Source organism: Photobacterium iliopiscarium (genome assembly GCF_003026395.1).
Lineage (GTDB): Bacteria > Pseudomonadota > Gammaproteobacteria > Enterobacterales > Vibrionaceae > Photobacterium > Photobacterium iliopiscarium.
The window spans coordinates 42,594-61,011 of record NZ_PYOO01000006.1 but is presented as its reverse complement, the minus strand read 5'-3'; the positions used below and the strand labels follow the sequence as shown (position 1 = coordinate 61,011).

The following is an 18,418-nucleotide window of genomic DNA, read 5'->3' as shown; positions in this document are numbered from 1 at the left end:
ATGGCACGTCGTCGTAAAGGTCGTCCAATTAACGGTGTGATCTTGGTTGATAAACCAACCGGCATTAGTTCTAACGATACCCTGCAAAAAGTGAAACGTATCTTTTTTGCACAAAAAGCGGGCCATACAGGTGCGCTTGATCCTTTAGCGACGGGCATGTTACCGCTTTGTTTTGGTGAGGCGACCAAGTTTTCACAATTTTTATTAGACTCAGATAAGCGTTATCGTGTGGTTGCTAAATTGGGCGAGCGTACTGATACGTCTGATTCTGATGGTGAAGTGGTTGAAACCCGTGCTGTTAATGTTGAACGCGATCAACTTGAAGCGTGTATCGATAGCTTTCGTGGTACGACTGATCAAATTCCATCAATGTACTCAGCATTAAAGTACCAAGGTCGTAAGCTGTATGAATACGCTCGCGAAGGAATTTCTATTCCGCGTGAATCACGTAAGATTACAGTGTATTCAGTTGAATTATTACGCTTTGATAACAATGAAGTTGAGATGGAATTGCATGTGTCAAAAGGCACATACATTCGCACGATTGTTGATGATCTAGGTGAAAAGTTAGGTTGTGGCGCTCACGTGACTTATTTACGTCGTACAGGCGTATCTAATTTTCCTTATGAGCGCATGGTAACGATTGAGCAGTTACAAGCTTTACTTGATCAAGCTATAGCAGATGAAGTTGAACCTGGCACTGTCTTAGATGCATTGCTATTGCCAACGGATACCGCAGTACAAGACTTACCTGAAGTGAACATTACCGCAGAAGCGGCTGTTCATGTACTTCATGGTAACCCTGTTGCTGCCGAGGTTGTACCCGCTGAAGGCACATTAGTGCGTATTACAGTGGCTGAAGCCGCCGAATTTATTGGTGTTGGTACCATTGATGCTAAAGGCATGTTGGCACCAAAACGCGTTATGGCTAACGAACAAGAGCAATAATGACGCCAAGGAATCATAGGTAATTCTAAGTGATAAATCAGTTTGATTATTACACATGAGTTGCTTGAGATTAAAAATAAAGCTGGTTAATTATTCGCTTGTAGTTAGTTCCGCTGATCAGTATAATCCGCGGCTTGGGTGTCGGCTGAATCAGAGATTGGCGGCACAAATTAAAACATCTTGTATTAGGAATAAGTTATGTCTCTGAATGCAGAAACTAAAGCAGCAATCGTTGCAGATTACGCACAATGTGAAAATGATACTGGTTCTCCTGAAGTTCAGGTTGCACTTTTAACAGCGCAAATCAACCACCTTCAAGGTCACTTTGCTAACCACAAGCATGACCACCACAGCCGTCGCGGTCTACTACGCATGGTTTCTCGTCGTCGTAAGCTTCTAGATTACCTTAAAGGTAAAAATCTAGATCGTTACCAAGACCTAATCAAGCGTCAAGGCCTACGTCGCTAAGATTGCTTTAAGAAAGGAGCCCTAGGCTCCTTTCTTTTTATCTGTTCTTTATTATTGATACCGCTATTATTGATTCGTCCCCCTGTTATCTTTCGCAATTTCGTCTACTATCTGTACCGGAGTTAAGCTCAAGTTTGTTGTATGAATGCTTACGCAGAGATATGATAGGTGTCGAGTAAATAACTGCACATATCTACTTGTTATGACTTCGCGAGTCGTTTTCGTCGACCTTCAGGTCGCGGCTAATAAAAGTTTTTCTTTATATAAGAACTTTCATTAGTCGCGATACGTGAAATCACTACAAAGTAGGCATCATTACATGACGCTTATGTTTGTCTTGGTTATAATTGACCGGCAAATAGAAAGCGGAATATATTTAAGGAAATTCACGTGAATCCTATCGTAAAAACTTTCCAGTACGGTAACCACACGGTTACTCTAGAGACTGGCGTTATGGCACGTCAAGCGACTGCTGCAGTAATGGTTAGCATGGACGACACTTCAGTGTTCGTTTCTGTTGTTGGTAAAAAAACAGCTGTAGAAGGTCAAGACTTCTTCCCACTAACAGTGAACTACCAAGAGCGTACTTACGCCGCTGGTAAAATCCCTGGTGGTTTCTTCAAGCGTGAAGGTCGTCCTTCTGAAGGCGAAACACTGACTGCACGTCTAATTGACCGTCCAATTCGTCCACTATTCCCTGACGATTTCAAAAACGAAGTACAAGTTATTGCAACAGTGGTTTCTGTAAACCCTGCTGTTAACCCTGATATGGTTACAATGATTGGTACTTCTGCTGCACTTGCTATTTCTGGTATTCCATTCAATGGTCCTATCGGTGCTGCACGTGTTGGTTACATTAACGATCAATTCGTTCTTAACCCAAGCAATGTTGAACTAGAAGATAGCCGTCTAGATCTTGTTGTTGCTGGTACTAAAGACGCAGTGTTAATGGTTGAATCAGAAGCTGATCGCCTATCTGAAGAGCAAATGCTACAAGCTGTTGTTTTCGGTCACGATCAACAACAAGTTGTTATCAATGCAATCAATGAGTTTGCTGCTGAAGTTGCAACTCCTGCTTGGGATTGGGCTGCGCCTGTTGAGAACACAGCACTTAAAACTAAGATCGCTGAGTTAGCTGAAGCTAAGCTTGTTGAAGCTTACCAAATCACTGAAAAAATGGCTCGTTACGATCGCATCCATGAGATTGCTGCTGAAGTAAACGACGCGATTCTTGCTGAAGATGTTGATGCAAACGCGAAAGAAATCCACACTATCTTCCATGATCTAGAGAAGACAGTTGTACGTGGCCGCATCATTGCAGGTCTTCCACGTATCGATGGTCGTGAAAAAGACATGGTTCGTGCGCTAGACGTACGTACTGGTGTACTTCCACGTACTCACGGTTCTTCACTATTTACTCGTGGTGAAACACAAGCACTTGTTACTGCAACGCTTGGCACACAACGTGATGCACAAATCATTGATAGCATCATGGGTGAGAAGAAAGATCACTTCCTTCTTCACTACAACTTCCCTCCATACTGTGTAGGTGAAACTGGTTTCGTTGGTTCGCCTAAGCGTCGTGAAATTGGTCACGGTAAGTTGGCTAAGCGTGGTATTGCAGCTGTAATGCCATCTGTTGACGAATTCCCATACACAGTACGTGTAGTATCAGAGATCACTGAATCTAACGGTTCATCTTCAATGGCTTCTGTATGTGGTACTTCACTTGCTCTTATGGATGCTGGTGTGCCAATCAAAGCGTCTGTTGCGGGTATCGCAATGGGTCTTGTGAAAGAAGGCAATGATTTCGTTGTTCTTTCTGACATTCTTGGTGACGAAGATCACCTAGGTGACATGGACTTTAAAGTTGCGGGTACTAACGACGGTATCACTGCACTTCAGATGGATATCAAGATTGAAGGTATCACTAAAGAGATCATGGAAATTGCACTTAACCAAGCTAAAGGCGCGCGTAAGCACATCCTTAGCGTAATGGATAACGCAATTAATGCTCCTCGTGATGATATCTCTCAGTTTGCTCCTCGTATTCACATGATGAAGATCAACCCTGAGAAGATCAAAGATGTTATCGGTAAAGGTGGTGCTGTTATTCGTGCACTTACTGAAGAAACTGGTACTACAATCGAAATCGAAGATGATGGTACAGTGAAGATCGCTGCGACTGAAGGAACTGCTGCTCAAGAAGCAATCCGTCGTATCGAAGAAATCACTGCTGACGTTGAAGTTGGCCGTGTTTACACTGGTAAAGTAATGCGTATCGTTGATTTCGGTGCGTTTGTATCAGTTATCGGTACTAAAGAAGGTCTAGTTCACATTTCTCAAATCTCACAAGATCGTGTAGAGAAAGTGTCTGATTACCTACAAATGGGTCAAGAAGTTCAAGTTAAAGTACTTGAAATTGACCGTCAAGGCCGTATTCGTCTAAGCATGAAAGAAGCAGTAGAAGCGCCAGCCGCAGCTCCTGCACAAGACGAACAGCCACAAGGCTAACCGTTTTGCTAATATCATGATATAAAGGGGCTTAATAGCCCCTTTTTTTGATCTAAAGATTATCATAGACACCGGATCGTCATTAATGTAACAAGGAGAACTGAGTTGATAATATGTCATATTCGATATGTTGTAATGGCTACTGTACTGGCGATAAGTGGATGTTCTACGACATCAACGCAATGGACTCAGCCGCCCATGGCGATCCCTTATCAAGCTAATTTTCAACAGCAGATTCAGTTGGCACGGATTGAGCAAATATTACAACGGCCCAATATTCCGCCAACAACGTTAGCCACTATTTATTATGATCGTGGTTTATTGCATGACAGTTTAGGTTTACGTGATTTAGCACGACTTGATTTTAATAAGTCACTCACGATCAATCCAAACCAGCCTGATTTATTTAATGTGGCAGGCGTGATTTTTACTCAAATGGGAATGTTGGATTCTGCTTATGAATCGTTTGATTCAACCTTAGATTTAGCCCCTGATCATCCTTATGCTCACCGAAATCGTGGTATTGCGCTGTATTATGGCGAGCGTTACGATTTAGCTAATGACGACTTATTACCCCATTATCAGCAGGATATTGATGATCCTTATCGTGTAATTTGGCTGTACATTAATGATTTAAAATATACTCCGCAACAAGCAAATACGTTGCTTCAACAACGTTATACGGCCAGTGATAAACAAGATTGGGGCTGGCAAATTGTACGGATGTATCTTGGTGAGATCAGTGAAGAACAATTTTTAACTGAGATTGCGGAGCAGAGTCAAAGTAATGAGCAATTAGCACTGCGATTGACGGAAGGTTATTTTTATTTAGCGCAAATATACCAACATAACCAAGATTACCCAACGGCAATAATGTTGTATAAGCTTGCTTTGTCTGGGAATGTGTATGAATTTATTGAACATCGATTATCGTTATTAGAATTAAGCCGTATATTTACAACAGAACAAAATGCAGCGCCAGAGTTATCTTCGCTAAGTGAATAGTCATCATGATTTTATATAAAAATAGCCGTTAACTATCTCTTTCTAGTTAGCGGCTATTTTTTATTCTCTTCGAATCTCTAGCGAATATTTAATCCTGCCAGATTATGCCAGTAACCATTACATTGATGACCATCAATAAGAGGATGGTGAATAGTGCTTTGTTCATTAGCACGAAAATCATCAATTAACGTTAAAGTATCAAGTCCCATTGGGCTTAATCGCACTACATCAACCATGTCTTTCATGCCTTTCAAATCATTGATCAAGTTATAGCAATAACCTGATTGAGTTTGAATACCATTAAGGGTGAAGATTTTTTGATCTTCTTGGCTGTTAACTGTGATCCCTTGGGGATACTTAATACAACACGTCTCGCAATCATCTTTGGCTTTATTTTCAGCGCGAGCAGTAAAACAACGGGCTGAATACGCTAACGGTAAGTAACCATAGCTAAAGACTTCGGTTTCAAATTGATCACGGATCCCGAGTTTTTCACATTCGGTTAAAGTATTACTTAACCAATCACGAGACAGTTCTACCGGCATACACCAACGAGTCATACCTTGTTTAACAAACAGTTGTAGCGTTTGAGCGTTATAGCAATTAACTGCGGGGCCGACCACAAACGGAACTTTGCTTTGTGATGCGAGTTGAATTGCTGATACATCATTAGCTTCAACAATAAAGTCACCATTGTCGATATATTTTTTCATGATGTTAACTTCGCTAGGGGCTTCTAGCAATGCCATGGTTGATAGCACAACTTGCTTACCATTAGCGGCAAGCTCTTTAGCAATATCAATCCATTGGGCTGTTTTTAGTGCGCGACGTTTAGAGCACACCGTTTCCCCTAAATAAATAATATCAACGTTGCTATGTTTTGCTTGTTGATAGAAGGTTTCAACATCATGCTGAGGCCAGAAGTAAAGCAATGGCCCAAGTGAATATTTCATTAATGATCCCTTATTGCCATTTACGGTGGTATGCACCTAATGTTGTTTGTTTGCCTTCAGACAGATTACCCAAACATGAATTCCACGCAGGATTAACACTGTAGCCATCAGGATTCGCTAAATAGTGATCAATCGCGGCGCGCCAAGTACGGGTTACTTGCTCAACATACGCAGGGCTACGTTGACGGCCTTCGATCTTAACTGATGCAATATTTGCTTTAAATAACTCAGGCAAAATATCAAGCGTATTAAGGCTGGTGGGTTCTTCAAGCGCATGATAACGCTTTTGTTCGCCGTCAATATTAATATCAAAACGCCCTTTACAGAGGGTTGGATAGCCTGCGTTTTCACCTTCAGCGTAGCGATCAATTAAGATTTCATTTAAGCGTGACTCTAGCCCTTGTGGGGTTTCTTGCCAGCGTACATATTTTGCAGGCGAACAAGCGCCGACGGTATTCGGTGATTCGCCCGTCATGTATGAGGACAAATAACAGCGACCTTCGGACATAATGCACAAACTACCAAACGCAAATACTTCCAATTGCATATCAGTGTTACGGGCTAATTGTTTAACTTGATGTATAGATAATACGCGCGGCAATACCACACGTTTAATATTAAAATTCTGCTGATAATAATCAATTGCAGCGGTATTGGTTGCGGAAGCTTGAACAGAGAGGTGCAATTCTAAATCAGGGTAAGTCGTTGCTGCATATTCAAGTATACCAATGTCAGCCACAATCAGCGCATCAACACCCATTGCCGCAGCTTTATCAACCGCTTTTGTCCAACGGCTAAAACCATCAGGATGAGCAAAGGTATTTAAAGCGACATGTAATTTACGATCATGATCTTTAACATACTGTACCGCTTTTTCTAGTTTGCGTTCGGTGAAATTTAAACCAGCAAAGTGACGGGCGTTAGTATCATCTTTAAAACCGATATATACAGCATCCGCACCATTATCGATGGCGGTTTTTAATGCTGGAAGATTACCAGCAGGGCAAAGAAGCTCCATGTTATTTTATTATCCAATCTTTGCATAAAAACGATGGCATCATAGTAAAAGTGTTTATGGTTATGGATCTTGATTCGAGGCAGGTTTTGTTGATATTAAACAATAAAATTGTTACTAAATAATAGTGTTTTTAGACTTATATCAACCGTTGAGATAAATTTTTTCTTTTAATAATAAAGCTTCTAATTCTTGCTTTGGCATTGGACGATGAAAATGAAATCCTTGAATATAATCACAATTAAGGTTTGACAGTAAAGTGGCTTGTTGGTGGGTTTCGATACCTTCAGCGACAACACTCATATTGAGTGATTTACCGATATTAATGATGTTTTCAATTAAGATTATTTGCTTAGGGATGGTGTCGATATCTTTAATAAAAGCCCGATCAATTTTAAGTTCATCAAGCGGAAAACGGGCTAAATAAGACAATGATGAATAGCCCGTACCAAAGTCATCAATAGATAATGCAAAGCCTTGTTTTTTGATGGCGTTGAGCATTTGAATTGTATGTTCGCCATCACTCATGACGGCACTTTCTGTGAGCTCAAAAGTAAAATCATCAGCATTAATACCTGTCGATTGGCGCAGTTTGTCAACAAAATTGATGAGGTTGGGGTTTTCAAATTGTTGTGATGATAAATTGATCGCGACGCGGCCTTTTAGGAGTTGTTGTTTTTTCCAGTGGTTAACGGTAGTGAACACTTCTCGCATCACAACGCGGCCAAGTTGTTCGATTAATCCTGAACGCTCAGCAATTGGAATAAATTGGGCCGGACTAATATAACCTTCAACGGGATGTTTCCAGCGTACTAATGCTTCCGCGCCGTCAATCTCAAAGTTTTTGGCATTGACTTTAGGTTGATACCACACTTCTAAGCCATTATGTTGCAATGCTTTTTGAAGCTCTATTTCAAGCCATAATCGCATTCTTACTTCTTTGCTCATCGCTTCACTAAAAATGACGAGTCGATTACGGCCTCGATTTTTAGCTTCATACATAGCGGTGTCGGCATTTTGCAACATCATTCGAGCATCATGACCATTGCCTGGCGATTTGACCATGCCGATAGAGCAAGAAAGATGTTTGCTGAAATAGCGCAGATCAAACGGTAAATTAACCAATGCGATGATCTGTTCAGCGATGAGTTCACCACTGTTTTCATGTTCTGGGTTGGTTAATACAACCGCAAATTCATCGCCACTTAAATGACCAATAACGGTATTTTCAGGTAACAGTTGTTGTAGCCGTTGGGCTATTTCTTGTAATACTTTGTCCCCGATATGATGGCCTAATGAATCATTGATACTTTTAAAATTATCAATATCAATATACAACATAAACAATGGGGTACTGGCTTTCATTAATTGATCAAGTTGGCGACTAAAACCATGACGGTTAAATAATCCCGTTAATGGATCGCGTTGGGTTAATTGTTCAATTTTATGTTGTTGCTCATTGGTACAGAGTACCGGGGTCAGCTTGATTAATAAGGCTGGCTTACCGAGGATGGTTATCGGGGTTGTGGCGATGGTTAATGGCGCACGTTCGATATGATTAATAGCGTAATAATGCTGCTTGTTATCATGGAATGCTTGGGTGAATGTATTACTGTGACAAGGGTGATTATTACTGTCGAGTAACAAGCGATCAAGGCTTTGCCCGAGTAATGCTGATTTTGATGTTATACCTAATAGATCGACGGCGTGTTGATTGGCATTGTTGATGATATTTTTTTCTACAATGCAGATACCGTCGGTCATGAGGTTTTGAAGTTGGATTAACTGGTGCTCAGATTCTTGTAATGAATTAATCAGTATATGACGTTCTGAAGTATCAATTGAATGTGAAATAATATGGTTAATTTCACCTTGAGCATTCGTTAATGGTGCCAAACTAATGTGTAAACAAGTGTGATGCGAAGTGTCATTAATGGTGACTTCCGCTTCAATCACTTCACCTTTAAATGCACGCTCATAATACGGTTTTAGACATTGGTAATAGTAGTGACCAAGAACATCGGTGTCATTACTGCCAATTAATTGATGCTGAGATTTACCGCTGATATCACTATAACGATTATTAACACGATGATAACGGTGTTGACCGTCAAGGATCGCAAACAAGAAGGGACTATTATTCGTTAAAAGTGGAAACCAATAGTCAAGTTGCTCTGTCTGCATCAATGTTTGATCCTTGGCAATATAGTTTGAGGTTAATGATAATGTATGGTTAATTCATCGCTAGTGTAAATGTTAGTCGGTATAAATATAATGCGTATTAACAAAATAATGACTTGTTTTAGTGAGGCAATTGCTTTTTTTTGACTCAAGGCATAAAACAAATGGTTAAGATTGCCATACAATTCATTTTTAGCGTTCGACTTTAAACGGGAATACAAATAGTGATTGCTCAACTTAGAAAACAATTGGTTCAACATGGTCCGGCATTATTACGTGTCCCTGCAAAATTGACACCTTTCTCTCTTCAGAAAAAGATCATGTTAGATAGCCTTGCAATGGTTTTCAAAGAAGCATTAGCCGATGGCGATTTTGAATTTCTTGAAGATCGATGGTTAAAAGTTGAAGTGCGTGATTTAGGATTACAGTGGTTCATTAGTTATCAAGATCAGAAATTAGTCGTTGCCGAGCACTGTGAGCATCATGATGTGAGTTTTAGTGGCGAGTGTAATGATTTAGTTTTAATTGCAGCACGTAAAGAAGATCCTGATACACTGTTTTTCCAACGTCGCCTTCGTATTGAAGGGGATACTGAATTGGGCTTGGAAGTAAAGAATTTGATGGACAGTATTGATCTTGATTCTTTACCTTCACCCGTAAAATTTGTGTTACAGCAATCAGCTGATTTTATTCATCAGGGAATGCAGACTAACGTAATTGAGAACGAGGTTACACATGCTCATTAGATCTGAAGCACCCGCTGATATTTTATTGATCGATGCATTATTAAAATCAGTTTTTGACACCGACGCTGAAGCGAATTTAGTGATGCGCTTACGTGAAAATGGTTGTCGAACCTTATCATTAGTTGCTTGTACTGATGACGGTGAAGTGATTGGGCATGCTTTTTTTAGTCCAGTAACGATAGCGGGACAAGAAACAAATTGGCAAGGGCTTGCGCCGTTATCTATTCACGAAGATCACCGCAATCAAGGGGTGGGTTTAGCTTTATTAGCAGAGGCACAAGCAACGTTAGCTGATTTTGATTATCCTGCCGTTGTGGTATTAGGCGATCCAAATTATTACCACCGTTCGGGTTATCAAGCGGCTTTACCACATGGTTTAACTTGTCGTTGGCCTGGCACAGAAGAAGCCTTTATGGTGTTAGAAATCGCGCCGGGTAGTGTGCAACAATATCAAGGGTTAGTTGAATATTGCGAAGAGTTTAATGCGTTAGCATAAATGCATTGCTGAGTTAATGACGATAACCCAAAGCCATGATCTTCTTTTTAATGCGGTAGTGTAATCACTAAGCTGAATAAGGAGAAAGTGGCTTTTTTAGTGTCTATTAATAACCTATTCATAGTTTAGTGCAATAAGGTTAATATTGAGAATTAAGAATTCTTTATTTGTCATTTAGGTTAATATTTGGTGGTGGTATTTTGTTGCTAAGAAAAAATCCTTAAGGAATAGCATCCATGATCCCACGTAGTATTACTTCACCAAAAAAATTCATTATTGGCCAAAACCTATTGCCTCAACTCGATGGGTTTATTAAAGATTTTGGTAATAATGCTTTATTGATTTGTGATGAATTTATTCTAAATAAAGTTAAAGCAGAAGCGTTACCAGCTTTAGAAAAAGCAGGCATTACCGCTCATGCAGAACAATTTCAATATGAATGTACTGATACTGAAATTGGTCGTATCCATGAGATCGTAAAACACCACGGTGCAAATGTGGTTGTGGGTATTGGTGGTGGTAAAACCATGGATGTTGCAAAAGCGGTTGCGCATTTTGCTCATATTCCGGTGATTATTTTCCCAACAATTGCATCAACTGATGCGCCTTGTACTGCATTGTCTGTGGTATATAAAGATGATGGTGAATTTGACCGTTACTTGTTCTTACCTCAAAACCCTGATGCTGTTATTGCTGATACCGGTATTATTGCCGCAGCACCAACGAAGTTTTTTGCAGCAGGTATTGGTGATGCACTAGCGACGTTCTTTGAAGCGCGTTCATGTTGTTATGCTGATGGTTTAAACCTTGTTCAAAAACGCGTATCACGTACCGGTCTTGGTATGGCATTAATGTGTTATGAACTGATTGTTGAAAACGTTGAAATGGCAATGGATGCAGCGCGTCGTCATGTGGTTACGCCAGCATTAGAAGAAATGGTTGAAGCAACGATTTACCTAAGTGGTATCGGTGCTGAGTCAGGCGGTTTAGCCGCAGCACACGCAGTGAGCAACGGTATGTCTTCATTACCACAATTACACCATATTCAACATGGTGAAAAAGTGGCGTTTGGTTTGCTAACTCAATTAGTACTTGAAAAAGCAGACGCAGAAGAAATTGAAAACGTAATCTATGTAATGAAAACTGCGGGTTTACCATTAACATTGGCTGATTTTGGTATTGAAGAAATGGTGGAAGCTGATTGGCGCCAAGTGGCTGAAATTGCCTGTGCTGAAGGTGACACTATGTGTAATATGACCGTTAAAGTAAATGCTGATCGTGTTTACCAAGCAATGGTTGCTGCTGATGCATTAGCACAACGTTACCATGACTAATTTTTCATGTTAATGATGACTGAATAATAATAATCAATGCCGACTAAATGTCGGCATTGTTGTTTTTATGCTATTGAGAATAGAAGATGATAGTTTATGAGTACAAAGCAGTGTGGATTTGCTAGGATCAGCCTCCATTTATATTCCATAGCAGGTAGGGTATGAAGCAACGCGATATTCAGGTGTTACAGGAAATGGGAATTACTTATTGGCAAGTACGAAAGCCTGAGCTTTTTCCTAACCAAGTGCTGCCTGTCATTAATCTGCCCGCTGAGTGTAAGCTGCTTTTTATTACAGCTGAGGAATTGAATGAGCATGATGCTTGGTTGTTTGGACGCATTTTATCAAGTATGAAATTGACGCCACAACAAGCATTATCATTGCCGTTATCGGCACTTGATCAAATCGCAGAACACCATTTAATGTGGTGTTGGTTTGCGGGTTGCCAAGGGGTACACCCTACTGGTTGTCAGGTTCTGAATTCGGCCTCATTAAAACTTATGCATAATGATCCTTCTTCTAAGAAAGCATTATGGCAACAGATTTGTAGTTATGACTCATAAAATTATTCCATTAGAAGCACACCATACTGATGATGTTTGGCGTATAGAACAAGCAGCCAATACCTTTCCGTGGGCTGAATCAATGATCCGTAAAGAGCCTAATCGCATTGCTGCTAATTATGTATTAGTGGTGGATGAGCAGGTGGTGGGTTATTGTTTTGGGCAATTAGTTGCGGGCGAAGGTACATTACTGAATATCGCCATTGATCCTGCTCAGCAACGTAAGGGCTATGGTAAGTTATTACTTAATGGCTTTATTGATGCATTAGAAGCAAAACAAGCAGAAGAAATTTGGCTTGAAGTACGCGAGAGCAATACTGGTGCGTACAAGCTTTATGAAGCAACAGGATTTAACGAAACTAATCGCCGTGTCGGTTATTACCCCGCAGTTGATGGCCGTGAAGATGCGCTGATCATGGCCTATATGTTTATGCCTTTTGGTTAATACTGTTAGTTACTAAATTAAGATTAATAAAAAAGCCGCACATCATATGATGGCGGCTTTTTTGTATTTAACTTGTTTTAGAACGAGACATCATAACCAGAACGTTGATTAGTGTTCACGCGTCGCGCGGAAATCACCTTCAGGGAAACGCTCTTTAGCAAGGTTTAGATTAACCATTGTTGGTGCGATGTACGATAAGTTATCGCCACCGTCTAATGCAAGATGAGCTTGGTTCTTACGCTTGAATTCTTCAAGTTTCTTCGCATCATTACACTCAACCCAACGTGCGGTTGCCACGTTAACGCCTTCGTAAATCGCTTCAACGTTGTATTCAGCTTTAAGACGCGCAACAACGACATCAAACTGAAGTACACCCACTGCACCCACGATCAGATCGTTGTTTTGTAGTGGACGGAATACCTGTACCGCACCTTCTTCTGAAAGTTGCACTAAGCCTTTTAGCAATTGCTTTTGCTTAAGTGGATCTTTTAGACGAATACGACGGAAGAGTTCAGGGGCAAAGTTTGGAATACCCGCAAACTTGAGGTCTTCACCTTGAGTAAAGGTATCACCAATCTGAATCGTACCGTGGTTATGCAAACCAATAATGTCACCAGCATAAGCGACTTCAGTACGTGAACGGTCACCCGCCATAAAGGTAACGGCATCAGAAATACTGACGCTCTTGCCTGTACGAACATGGTTCATCTTCATGCCTTGGTCGTAAGTACCAGACACAATACGCATAAAGGCAATACGGTCACGGTGTTTAGGATCCATGTTAGCTTGGATTTTAAACACGAAGCCTGAGAATTTCTCTTCAGTCGCTTCAACTTCACGGGTATTGGCTTGGCGAGGTAATGGTGCAGGTGCCCACTCTGTTAAGCCGTCAAGCATATGGTCAACACCAAAGTTACCCAGTGCCGTACCAAAGAAGACCGGTGTTAGTTCACCCGCTAAAAAGAGTTCACGATCAAATTCATTTGATGCGCCAATTACTAATTCTAGTTCTTCACGTAAGTTAGCCGCAAGGTCGCTACCAATTGCAACGTCTAGCTCAGGGTTATCTAAGCCTTTGATGATACGTTGTTCTTGAATAGTGTGGCCTTGGCCTGTGCTGTAAAGAATCGTTTCATTACGGTGAATATGGAAAACACCTTTGAATTCTTTACCACAACCAATAGGCCATGAAATTGGCGCACATGCCATACCTAGTTCAACTTCAACTTCATCAAGCAGTTCCATTGGATCACGTGTTTCACGGTCCAATTTGTTCATGAAGGTAACGATAGGTGTGTCACGTAGACGGGTTACTTCCATTAACTTACGAGTACGATCTTCGACACCTTTCGCGGCATCGATAACCATTAGACAAGAGTCAACGGCAGTTAGGGTACGGTAAGTATCTTCTGAGAAGTCTTCGTGTCCTGGAGTATCGAGTAAGTTAACCAAACAAGCATGGTAAGGAAACTGCATAACAGATGTAGTTACCGAGATACCACGTTCTTTTTCCATCTCCATCCAGTCAGATTTTGCATGCTGGTTAGAGCCACGACCTTTTACGGTACCCGCTTTTTGGATCGCGTTTCCGAACAACAATACTTTTTCAGTAATGGTGGTTTTACCCGCATCGGGGTGGGAGATAATAGCGAAAGTACGACGTTTCGATACTTCGCCTTGAAACAGTGTTAGCGACATTAGCATGTTCTTTTTGAATGGAGTGCATTGTTTACTATTGTCGCTGATTTTATCCTTATACTCAATCTAGCCGCAGCGAGAATTACTCACAAAGGTAAATAATGACCCGTTTGATGGATAATTCACGGCATAATAAGCATCACTTTCTTAATATAGATACCAAGATTATGGCTGTAAGAGAAAAACAATCGGTAGTAATAGACAGTCATTGTCATTTTGACTTCGCACCATTTTCGGAGGATCCCGCTCAAGCATGGGCTCAAGCGCAGCAAGCGGGAGTAAAAGCGTTGGTTATTCCAACGGTCGGCAGCAGTAATTGGCAGACGGTTGCAAGCTTATGTCAGCAATTTACAGGTTTATATTATGGATTGGGGATTCATCCTTTTTTTAGCCATCAACATTCAGTGAATGTGGTGGCAGAATTAGCATGTCAACTTACTCAAGCTAAGGATGATGAGCGATGTGTGGCAGTGGGAGAGTGTGGATTAGATTTTGCTGTCGCTGATGTTAATCAAGACCAACAATTGCAATGGTTACAAGCGCAACTTCAATTCGCCAATGAGTATGATTTACCCGTGATTCTTCATTGCCGTAAAGCCTTTCCTAAATTGTTAAAATTACTGCGCCAGCATCCGCCTAAAATGGGAGGTGTTTATCATGGATTTAGTGGCAGTTACCAGCAGGCAACTCAACTTATTGATCTTGGTATCAAAATTGGAATTGGTGGCACAATTACTTATAGCCGTGCTCAAAAGACCCGCGCTACTATAGCGAAATTGCCATTATCAACGTTGTTATTAGAAACTGATGCACCTGATATGCCGATATTTGGGTATCAAGGTCAGCCAAATCGCCCCGAGCGTTTAGTTGATATTGTTACAACATTGGCGGATATAAGAGGTGACACTTATGCACAGATAGCACAAGCAACAACCTTAACATGTACTGAATTATTTCAAATAAAGGTGTGATTTTGCTGCCAAAGCCAAACGATTGCGCTAACAGTGTGACTTGTAACGTAAGTGTTCTGTGATGCGAGTCACAATAGCTGATTATGGTACATCAAATTTCCTCATAAACTGTGATCTTTGCATTACATCATCCGTAACTCCATGAGTATAATGCGCCGACTCTATAAAAGAGCCTAACTGTCAATACGCCAAAACTTAACTATAGGATTCCATAAATCATGAGCCTGCTAATGAGCCTAGTTGGGATGGTGGTACTGCTATTACTTGCCGTACTTCTATCTGATAACCGTAAAGCGATCAACTTACGTACTGTTGGTGGTGCATTTGCTATCCAATTTCTTTTGGGTGCCTTTGTTCTTTATGTGCCTGTAGGCCGTGACGTGCTGTATGGCATGTCGCAAGCAGTAGCTAACGTTATTGGTTATGGTAATGACGGTATTAACTTCTTGTTTGGTGGCTTAACATCAAACAAAATGTTTGAATTATTCGGTGGCGGTGGATTTGTATTCGCATTACGCGTATTGCCAGTTATCGTTTTCTTCTCTGCACTTATCAGCGTGTTGTACTACATCGGCGTAATGCAGGTTGTTATCAATGTTCTGGGTGGCGGTTTACGTAAAGTACTGGGTACTTCTCACGCAGAATCAATGTCTGCAACAGCTAATATTTTTGTAGGTCAAACAGAAGCGCCTTTGGTTATTCGTCCGTTTGTTCCTAAGATGACTCAGTCTGAGCTGTTTGCAGTAATGTGTGGTGGTTTGGCGTCAGTAGCAGGTGGTGTACTTGCTGGTTACGCACAAATGGGTGTGCCTCTAGAGTACTTGATTGCCGCTTCATTTATGGCAGCCCCTGGTGGTCTATTATTTGCTAAAATCATTAAGCCTGAAACCGAGCAGCCAATTGAGCAAATCGCAGGTAACGATGAAGATGAAAGCGAAGAAAAACCTGCTAATATTATTGATGCAGCCGCAGCGGGTGCATCATCTGGTATGCAACTAGCACTAAACGTTGGTGCAATGCTACTAGCGTTCATCGGTTTGATTGCATTAGTGAATGGCATGCTTGGTGGTATCGGCGGTTGGTTCGGTATGCCAGAACTAACACTAGAATTGATTCTAGGTTATGTATTCTCGCCACTTGCATTCCTTATTGGTGTGCCATGGGGTGAAGCACAAGTTGCTGGTTCATTCATCGGTCAGAAGATTGTTGTTAACGAATTCGTTGCTTACCTAAACTTTGCCCCTTACCTAAAAGATGTGGCTGATGGCGGCATGGTTGTGGCACAAACTGGCGTAGAAATGACAGATAAGACCAAAGCTATCATCTCATTCGCATTGTGTGGTTTCGCAAACCTATCTTCAGTCGCTATTCTACTGGGTGGTTTAGGTGGTCTAGCACCAACGCGTCGTGCTGAAATCGCACGCTTTGGTATGAAGGCTGTTGCGGCAGGTACGTTATCTAACCTAATGTCAGCAACCATTGCAGGTCTGTTTATTACTCTCGCGTCATAGTGATAAATAAACACTAACCTCAGAGAAAAAACGCCATGGCTCATGCTGTGGCGTTTTTTTTTGTTTAGAGAAAAGCGATTCCATTTAAGTTTGGCTTAATGTAATAAAATCGATTGCGTTCCCCTTTCTTAATTTTCACTCTGTTATTATTCTCTTATAGAAACAGTCGCGTGGTTGTTATTGATCGCGTTATTGATGTTATTTGCATCATAAATAAAAGTTATGCAAAAAAGCGCTTTTTTTATGTCTTAATCGCATCAGTTGTGAAAAGACTTTTGATTTCAGTAAACATATTATCCACCACAGGAAACACAAGTTTGGTGGTCGAGTCGTGGTTGAGTTGATATTATAAGTAAGTAAAACCTAAACAAGTTAAGGCGACTGAATCTTGTACTAGGTAGCCTATGCAGTAATAAGGATAGTAACTAGAAGACATTTATTGGCTTCTGGGTCTTCAAGGAATAAAGTCTGCTCATAGATGACAACGACAATGAATGTTGTTGCACCGCAGTGAATTTAATGAGGTCACTGCTGAATTTATAGCAAGTATTCAGGTAGTAATATTAACACTACCGCGATCAAACATTACGACTGGAGAGAGTTATGAGCGATTTAAAAGCAGCAGCACTACGTGCATTAAAATTAATGGATCTTACAACATTAAATGAAGACGACACTGATGAAAAAGTGATCGCGCTATGTAAGAACGCAAAAACAGTTGTTGGTAACACTGCTGCTGTATGTATCTACCCTCGTTTTATTCCAGTTGCTAAGAAGCAGTTACGTGAGCAAGGTACACCTGATGTACGTGTTGCAACCGTCACTAACTTCCCGCACGGTAATGATGATATTGAGATCGCTGTGGCTGAAACGAAAGCGGCTGTTGCTTATGGCGCTGACGAAGTAGACGTAGTTTTCCCATACCGTGCGCTAATGGCTGGCAATGCAGAAGTAGGCTTTGAGCTTGTGAAGCAATGTAAAGCAGCGTGTGGTGATAACGCGCTTCTTAAAGTTATCATCGAAACGGGTGAGCTAAAAACAGAAGCATTAATTAAGCAAGCGTCTGAAATTTGTATTAATGCAGGTGCTAACTTTATTAAAACATCTACAGGTAAAGTGCCAGTAAACGCAACACCTGAATATGCTGAAATCATGTTGAATGTGATTAAAGATATGGGCGTAGCAAAAACAGTTGGCTTTAAGCCTGCTGGTGGCGTGCGTACTGCTGAAGATGCTCAACAATACCTAGCAATGGCAAACACTATTCTTGGTGATGAGTGGGCTGATAGCCGTCATTACCGTTTTGGTGCTTCAAGCCTACTTGCTAACTTACTTCACACGTTAGGTGAAGGCGAGCAAGCGGCACAAGGCGGTTACTAAGCTTTAGCTAAATAAGGTGGTGTCATGCCACCTTAATTTATATTTATTATTCTTAACGCTAAGTATTTTATATTTAGCTGCAATTATCTATTTTATTTAATGCTATTCCCAATGATGTTTTGGCCTCATTGAGTGGATTCGTGCACGTGAATTTTATAAATAAATAGTTAATTTTCCCGATTGAAATACA

General features: G+C 40.9%; 16 protein-coding genes. 12 read left to right on the top strand and 4 right to left on the bottom strand.

Annotation, left to right across the window (positions count from 1 at the left end):
• From truB to nlpI, 4 genes are all read left to right on the top strand, one after another.
• A complete protein-coding gene (gene truB, locus C9J51_RS11170; RefSeq protein WP_045036076.1) occupies window positions 1-948 on the top strand; it encodes a tRNA pseudouridine(55) synthase TruB in 948 nt (315 codons plus the stop codon).
• 198 nt (window positions 949-1,146) lie between these two features.
• Window positions 1,147-1,416 carry a 30S ribosomal protein S15 gene (gene rpsO, locus C9J51_RS11165; RefSeq protein ID WP_045027573.1) on the top strand — a complete coding sequence of 90 codons (270 nt, stop codon included), beginning with the start codon at window positions 1,147-1,149 and terminating at the stop codon, window positions 1,414-1,416.
• Between the two features lie 390 nt (window positions 1,417-1,806).
• The gene (pnp, locus tag C9J51_RS11160) at window positions 1,807-3,930 is read left to right on the top strand and encodes a polyribonucleotide nucleotidyltransferase (protein ID WP_045039522.1); all 2,124 of its coding nucleotides are present in this window, start codon (window positions 1,807-1,809) and stop codon (window positions 3,928-3,930) included.
• A 105-nt stretch (window positions 3,931-4,035) separates the two neighbouring features.
• Window positions 4,036-4,935 (top strand): lipoprotein NlpI, encoded by a 900-nt coding sequence (nlpI, locus tag C9J51_RS11155; protein ID WP_258179609.1) that lies wholly within the window; start codon window positions 4,036-4,038, stop codon window positions 4,933-4,935.
• Between the two features lie 77 nt (window positions 4,936-5,012).
• On the opposite strand, the gene C9J51_RS11150 is transcribed toward nlpI, so the two are convergent.
• The 3 genes from C9J51_RS11150 to C9J51_RS11140 form a co-directional block, all read right to left on the bottom strand.
• A complete protein-coding gene (locus tag C9J51_RS11150) occupies window positions 5,013-5,888 on the bottom strand; it encodes a U32 family peptidase (RefSeq protein ID WP_045036078.1) in 876 nt (291 codons plus the stop codon).
• 10 nt (window positions 5,889-5,898) lie between these two features.
• Window positions 5,899-6,906 (bottom strand): ubiquinone anaerobic biosynthesis protein UbiU, encoded by a 1,008-nt coding sequence (gene ubiU / locus C9J51_RS11145; RefSeq protein ID WP_045036079.1) that lies wholly within the window; start codon window positions 6,904-6,906, stop codon window positions 5,899-5,901.
• A 141-nt stretch (window positions 6,907-7,047) separates the two neighbouring features.
• Complete coding sequence (locus C9J51_RS11140; RefSeq protein WP_045039523.1) at window positions 7,048-9,087, bottom strand: sensor domain-containing protein; 2,040 nt, start codon at window positions 9,085-9,087, stop codon at window positions 7,048-7,050.
• A 221-nt stretch (window positions 9,088-9,308) separates the two neighbouring features.
• Between C9J51_RS11140 and ubiT the strand changes: the two genes are divergently transcribed.
• The 5 genes from ubiT to rimI all read left to right on the top strand — a co-directional run bounded on the left by ubiT (window position 9,309) and on the right by rimI (window position 12,668).
• Complete coding sequence (ubiT, locus tag C9J51_RS11135; RefSeq protein ID WP_045036081.1) at window positions 9,309-9,830, top strand: ubiquinone anaerobic biosynthesis accessory factor UbiT; 522 nt, start codon at window positions 9,309-9,311, stop codon at window positions 9,828-9,830.
• The gene (locus C9J51_RS11130; RefSeq protein WP_045039524.1) at window positions 9,820-10,326 is read left to right on the top strand and encodes a GNAT family N-acetyltransferase; all 507 of its coding nucleotides are present in this window, start codon (window positions 9,820-9,822) and stop codon (window positions 10,324-10,326) included. The genes ubiT and C9J51_RS11130 overlap by 11 nt, the downstream gene beginning before the upstream one ends.
• Window positions 10,327-10,562: 236 nt before the next feature.
• On the top strand, window positions 10,563-11,660 hold the full coding sequence (locus C9J51_RS11125) for a glycerol dehydrogenase (RefSeq protein ID WP_045036083.1): 1,098 nt from the start codon (window positions 10,563-10,565) through the stop codon (window positions 11,658-11,660).
• A 161-nt stretch (window positions 11,661-11,821) separates the two neighbouring features.
• Window positions 11,822-12,223, top strand: a complete 402-nt coding sequence (locus C9J51_RS11120) for a DNA polymerase III subunit psi (RefSeq protein ID WP_045036084.1) — start codon at window positions 11,822-11,824, stop codon at window positions 12,221-12,223.
• On the top strand, window positions 12,213-12,668 hold the full coding sequence (rimI, locus tag C9J51_RS11115) for a ribosomal protein S18-alanine N-acetyltransferase (RefSeq protein WP_045036085.1): 456 nt from the start codon (window positions 12,213-12,215) through the stop codon (window positions 12,666-12,668). Before C9J51_RS11120 ends, rimI begins: the two co-directional genes overlap by 11 nt.
• A 108-nt stretch (window positions 12,669-12,776) precedes the next feature.
• On the opposite strand, the gene prfC is transcribed toward rimI, so the two are convergent.
• A complete protein-coding gene (gene prfC, locus C9J51_RS11110) occupies window positions 12,777-14,366 on the bottom strand; it encodes a peptide chain release factor 3 (RefSeq protein WP_045036086.1) in 1,590 nt (529 codons plus the stop codon).
• 101 nt (window positions 14,367-14,467) lie between these two features.
• Here prfC and C9J51_RS11105 point away from each other — a divergent pair, with 101 nt between their 5' ends.
• The 3 genes from C9J51_RS11105 to deoC all read left to right on the top strand — a co-directional run bounded on the left by C9J51_RS11105 (window position 14,468) and on the right by deoC (window position 18,228).
• The gene (locus C9J51_RS11105) at window positions 14,468-15,337 is read left to right on the top strand and encodes a TatD family hydrolase (RefSeq protein ID WP_244907472.1); all 870 of its coding nucleotides are present in this window, start codon (window positions 14,468-14,470) and stop codon (window positions 15,335-15,337) included.
• Between the two features lie 218 nt (window positions 15,338-15,555).
• Window positions 15,556-16,848, top strand: coding sequence for a NupC/NupG family nucleoside CNT transporter (locus C9J51_RS11100; RefSeq protein ID WP_045039525.1), 1,293 nt, complete (start codon window positions 15,556-15,558; stop codon window positions 16,846-16,848).
• A gap of 603 nt (window positions 16,849-17,451) precedes the next feature.
• Window positions 17,452-18,228, top strand: a complete 777-nt coding sequence (deoC, locus tag C9J51_RS11095; RefSeq protein ID WP_045036088.1) for a deoxyribose-phosphate aldolase — start codon at window positions 17,452-17,454, stop codon at window positions 18,226-18,228.
• Window positions 18,229-18,418 lie beyond the last annotated feature (190 nt).

Bases quoted from the DNA above. Each gene is read 5' to 3' on its own strand.
- C9J51_RS11130 (WP_045039524.1), top strand. From the start codon at position 9,820: ATGCTCATTAGATCTGAAGCACCCGCTGATATTTTATTGATCGATGCA.
- deoC (WP_045036088.1), top strand. From the start codon at position 17,452: ATGAGCGATTTAAAAGCAGCAGCACTACGTGCATTAAAATTAATGGAT.
- prfC (WP_045036086.1), bottom strand. From the start codon at position 14,366: ATGTCGCTAACACTGTTTCAAGGCGAAGTATCGAAACGTCGTACTTTC.
- C9J51_RS11120 (WP_045036084.1), top strand. From the start codon at position 11,822: ATGAAGCAACGCGATATTCAGGTGTTACAGGAAATGGGAATTACTTAT.
- rimI (WP_045036085.1), top strand. From the start codon at position 12,213: ATGACTCATAAAATTATTCCATTAGAAGCACACCATACTGATGATGTT.
- C9J51_RS11105 (WP_244907472.1), top strand. From the start codon at position 14,468: ATGACCCGTTTGATGGATAATTCACGGCATAATAAGCATCACTTTCTT.
- C9J51_RS11150 (WP_045036078.1), bottom strand. From the start codon at position 5,888: ATGAAATATTCACTTGGGCCATTGCTTTACTTCTGGCCTCAGCATGAT.
- rpsO (WP_045027573.1), top strand. From the start codon at position 1,147: ATGTCTCTGAATGCAGAAACTAAAGCAGCAATCGTTGCAGATTACGCA.
- truB (WP_045036076.1), top strand. From the start codon at position 1: ATGGCACGTCGTCGTAAAGGTCGTCCAATTAACGGTGTGATCTTGGTT.
- C9J51_RS11100 (WP_045039525.1), top strand. From the start codon at position 15,556: ATGAGCCTGCTAATGAGCCTAGTTGGGATGGTGGTACTGCTATTACTT.
- C9J51_RS11125 (WP_045036083.1), top strand. From the start codon at position 10,563: ATGATCCCACGTAGTATTACTTCACCAAAAAAATTCATTATTGGCCAA.
- C9J51_RS11140 (WP_045039523.1), bottom strand. From the start codon at position 9,087: ATGCAGACAGAGCAACTTGACTATTGGTTTCCACTTTTAACGAATAAT.
- ubiU (WP_045036079.1), bottom strand. From the start codon at position 6,906: ATGGAGCTTCTTTGCCCTGCTGGTAATCTTCCAGCATTAAAAACCGCC.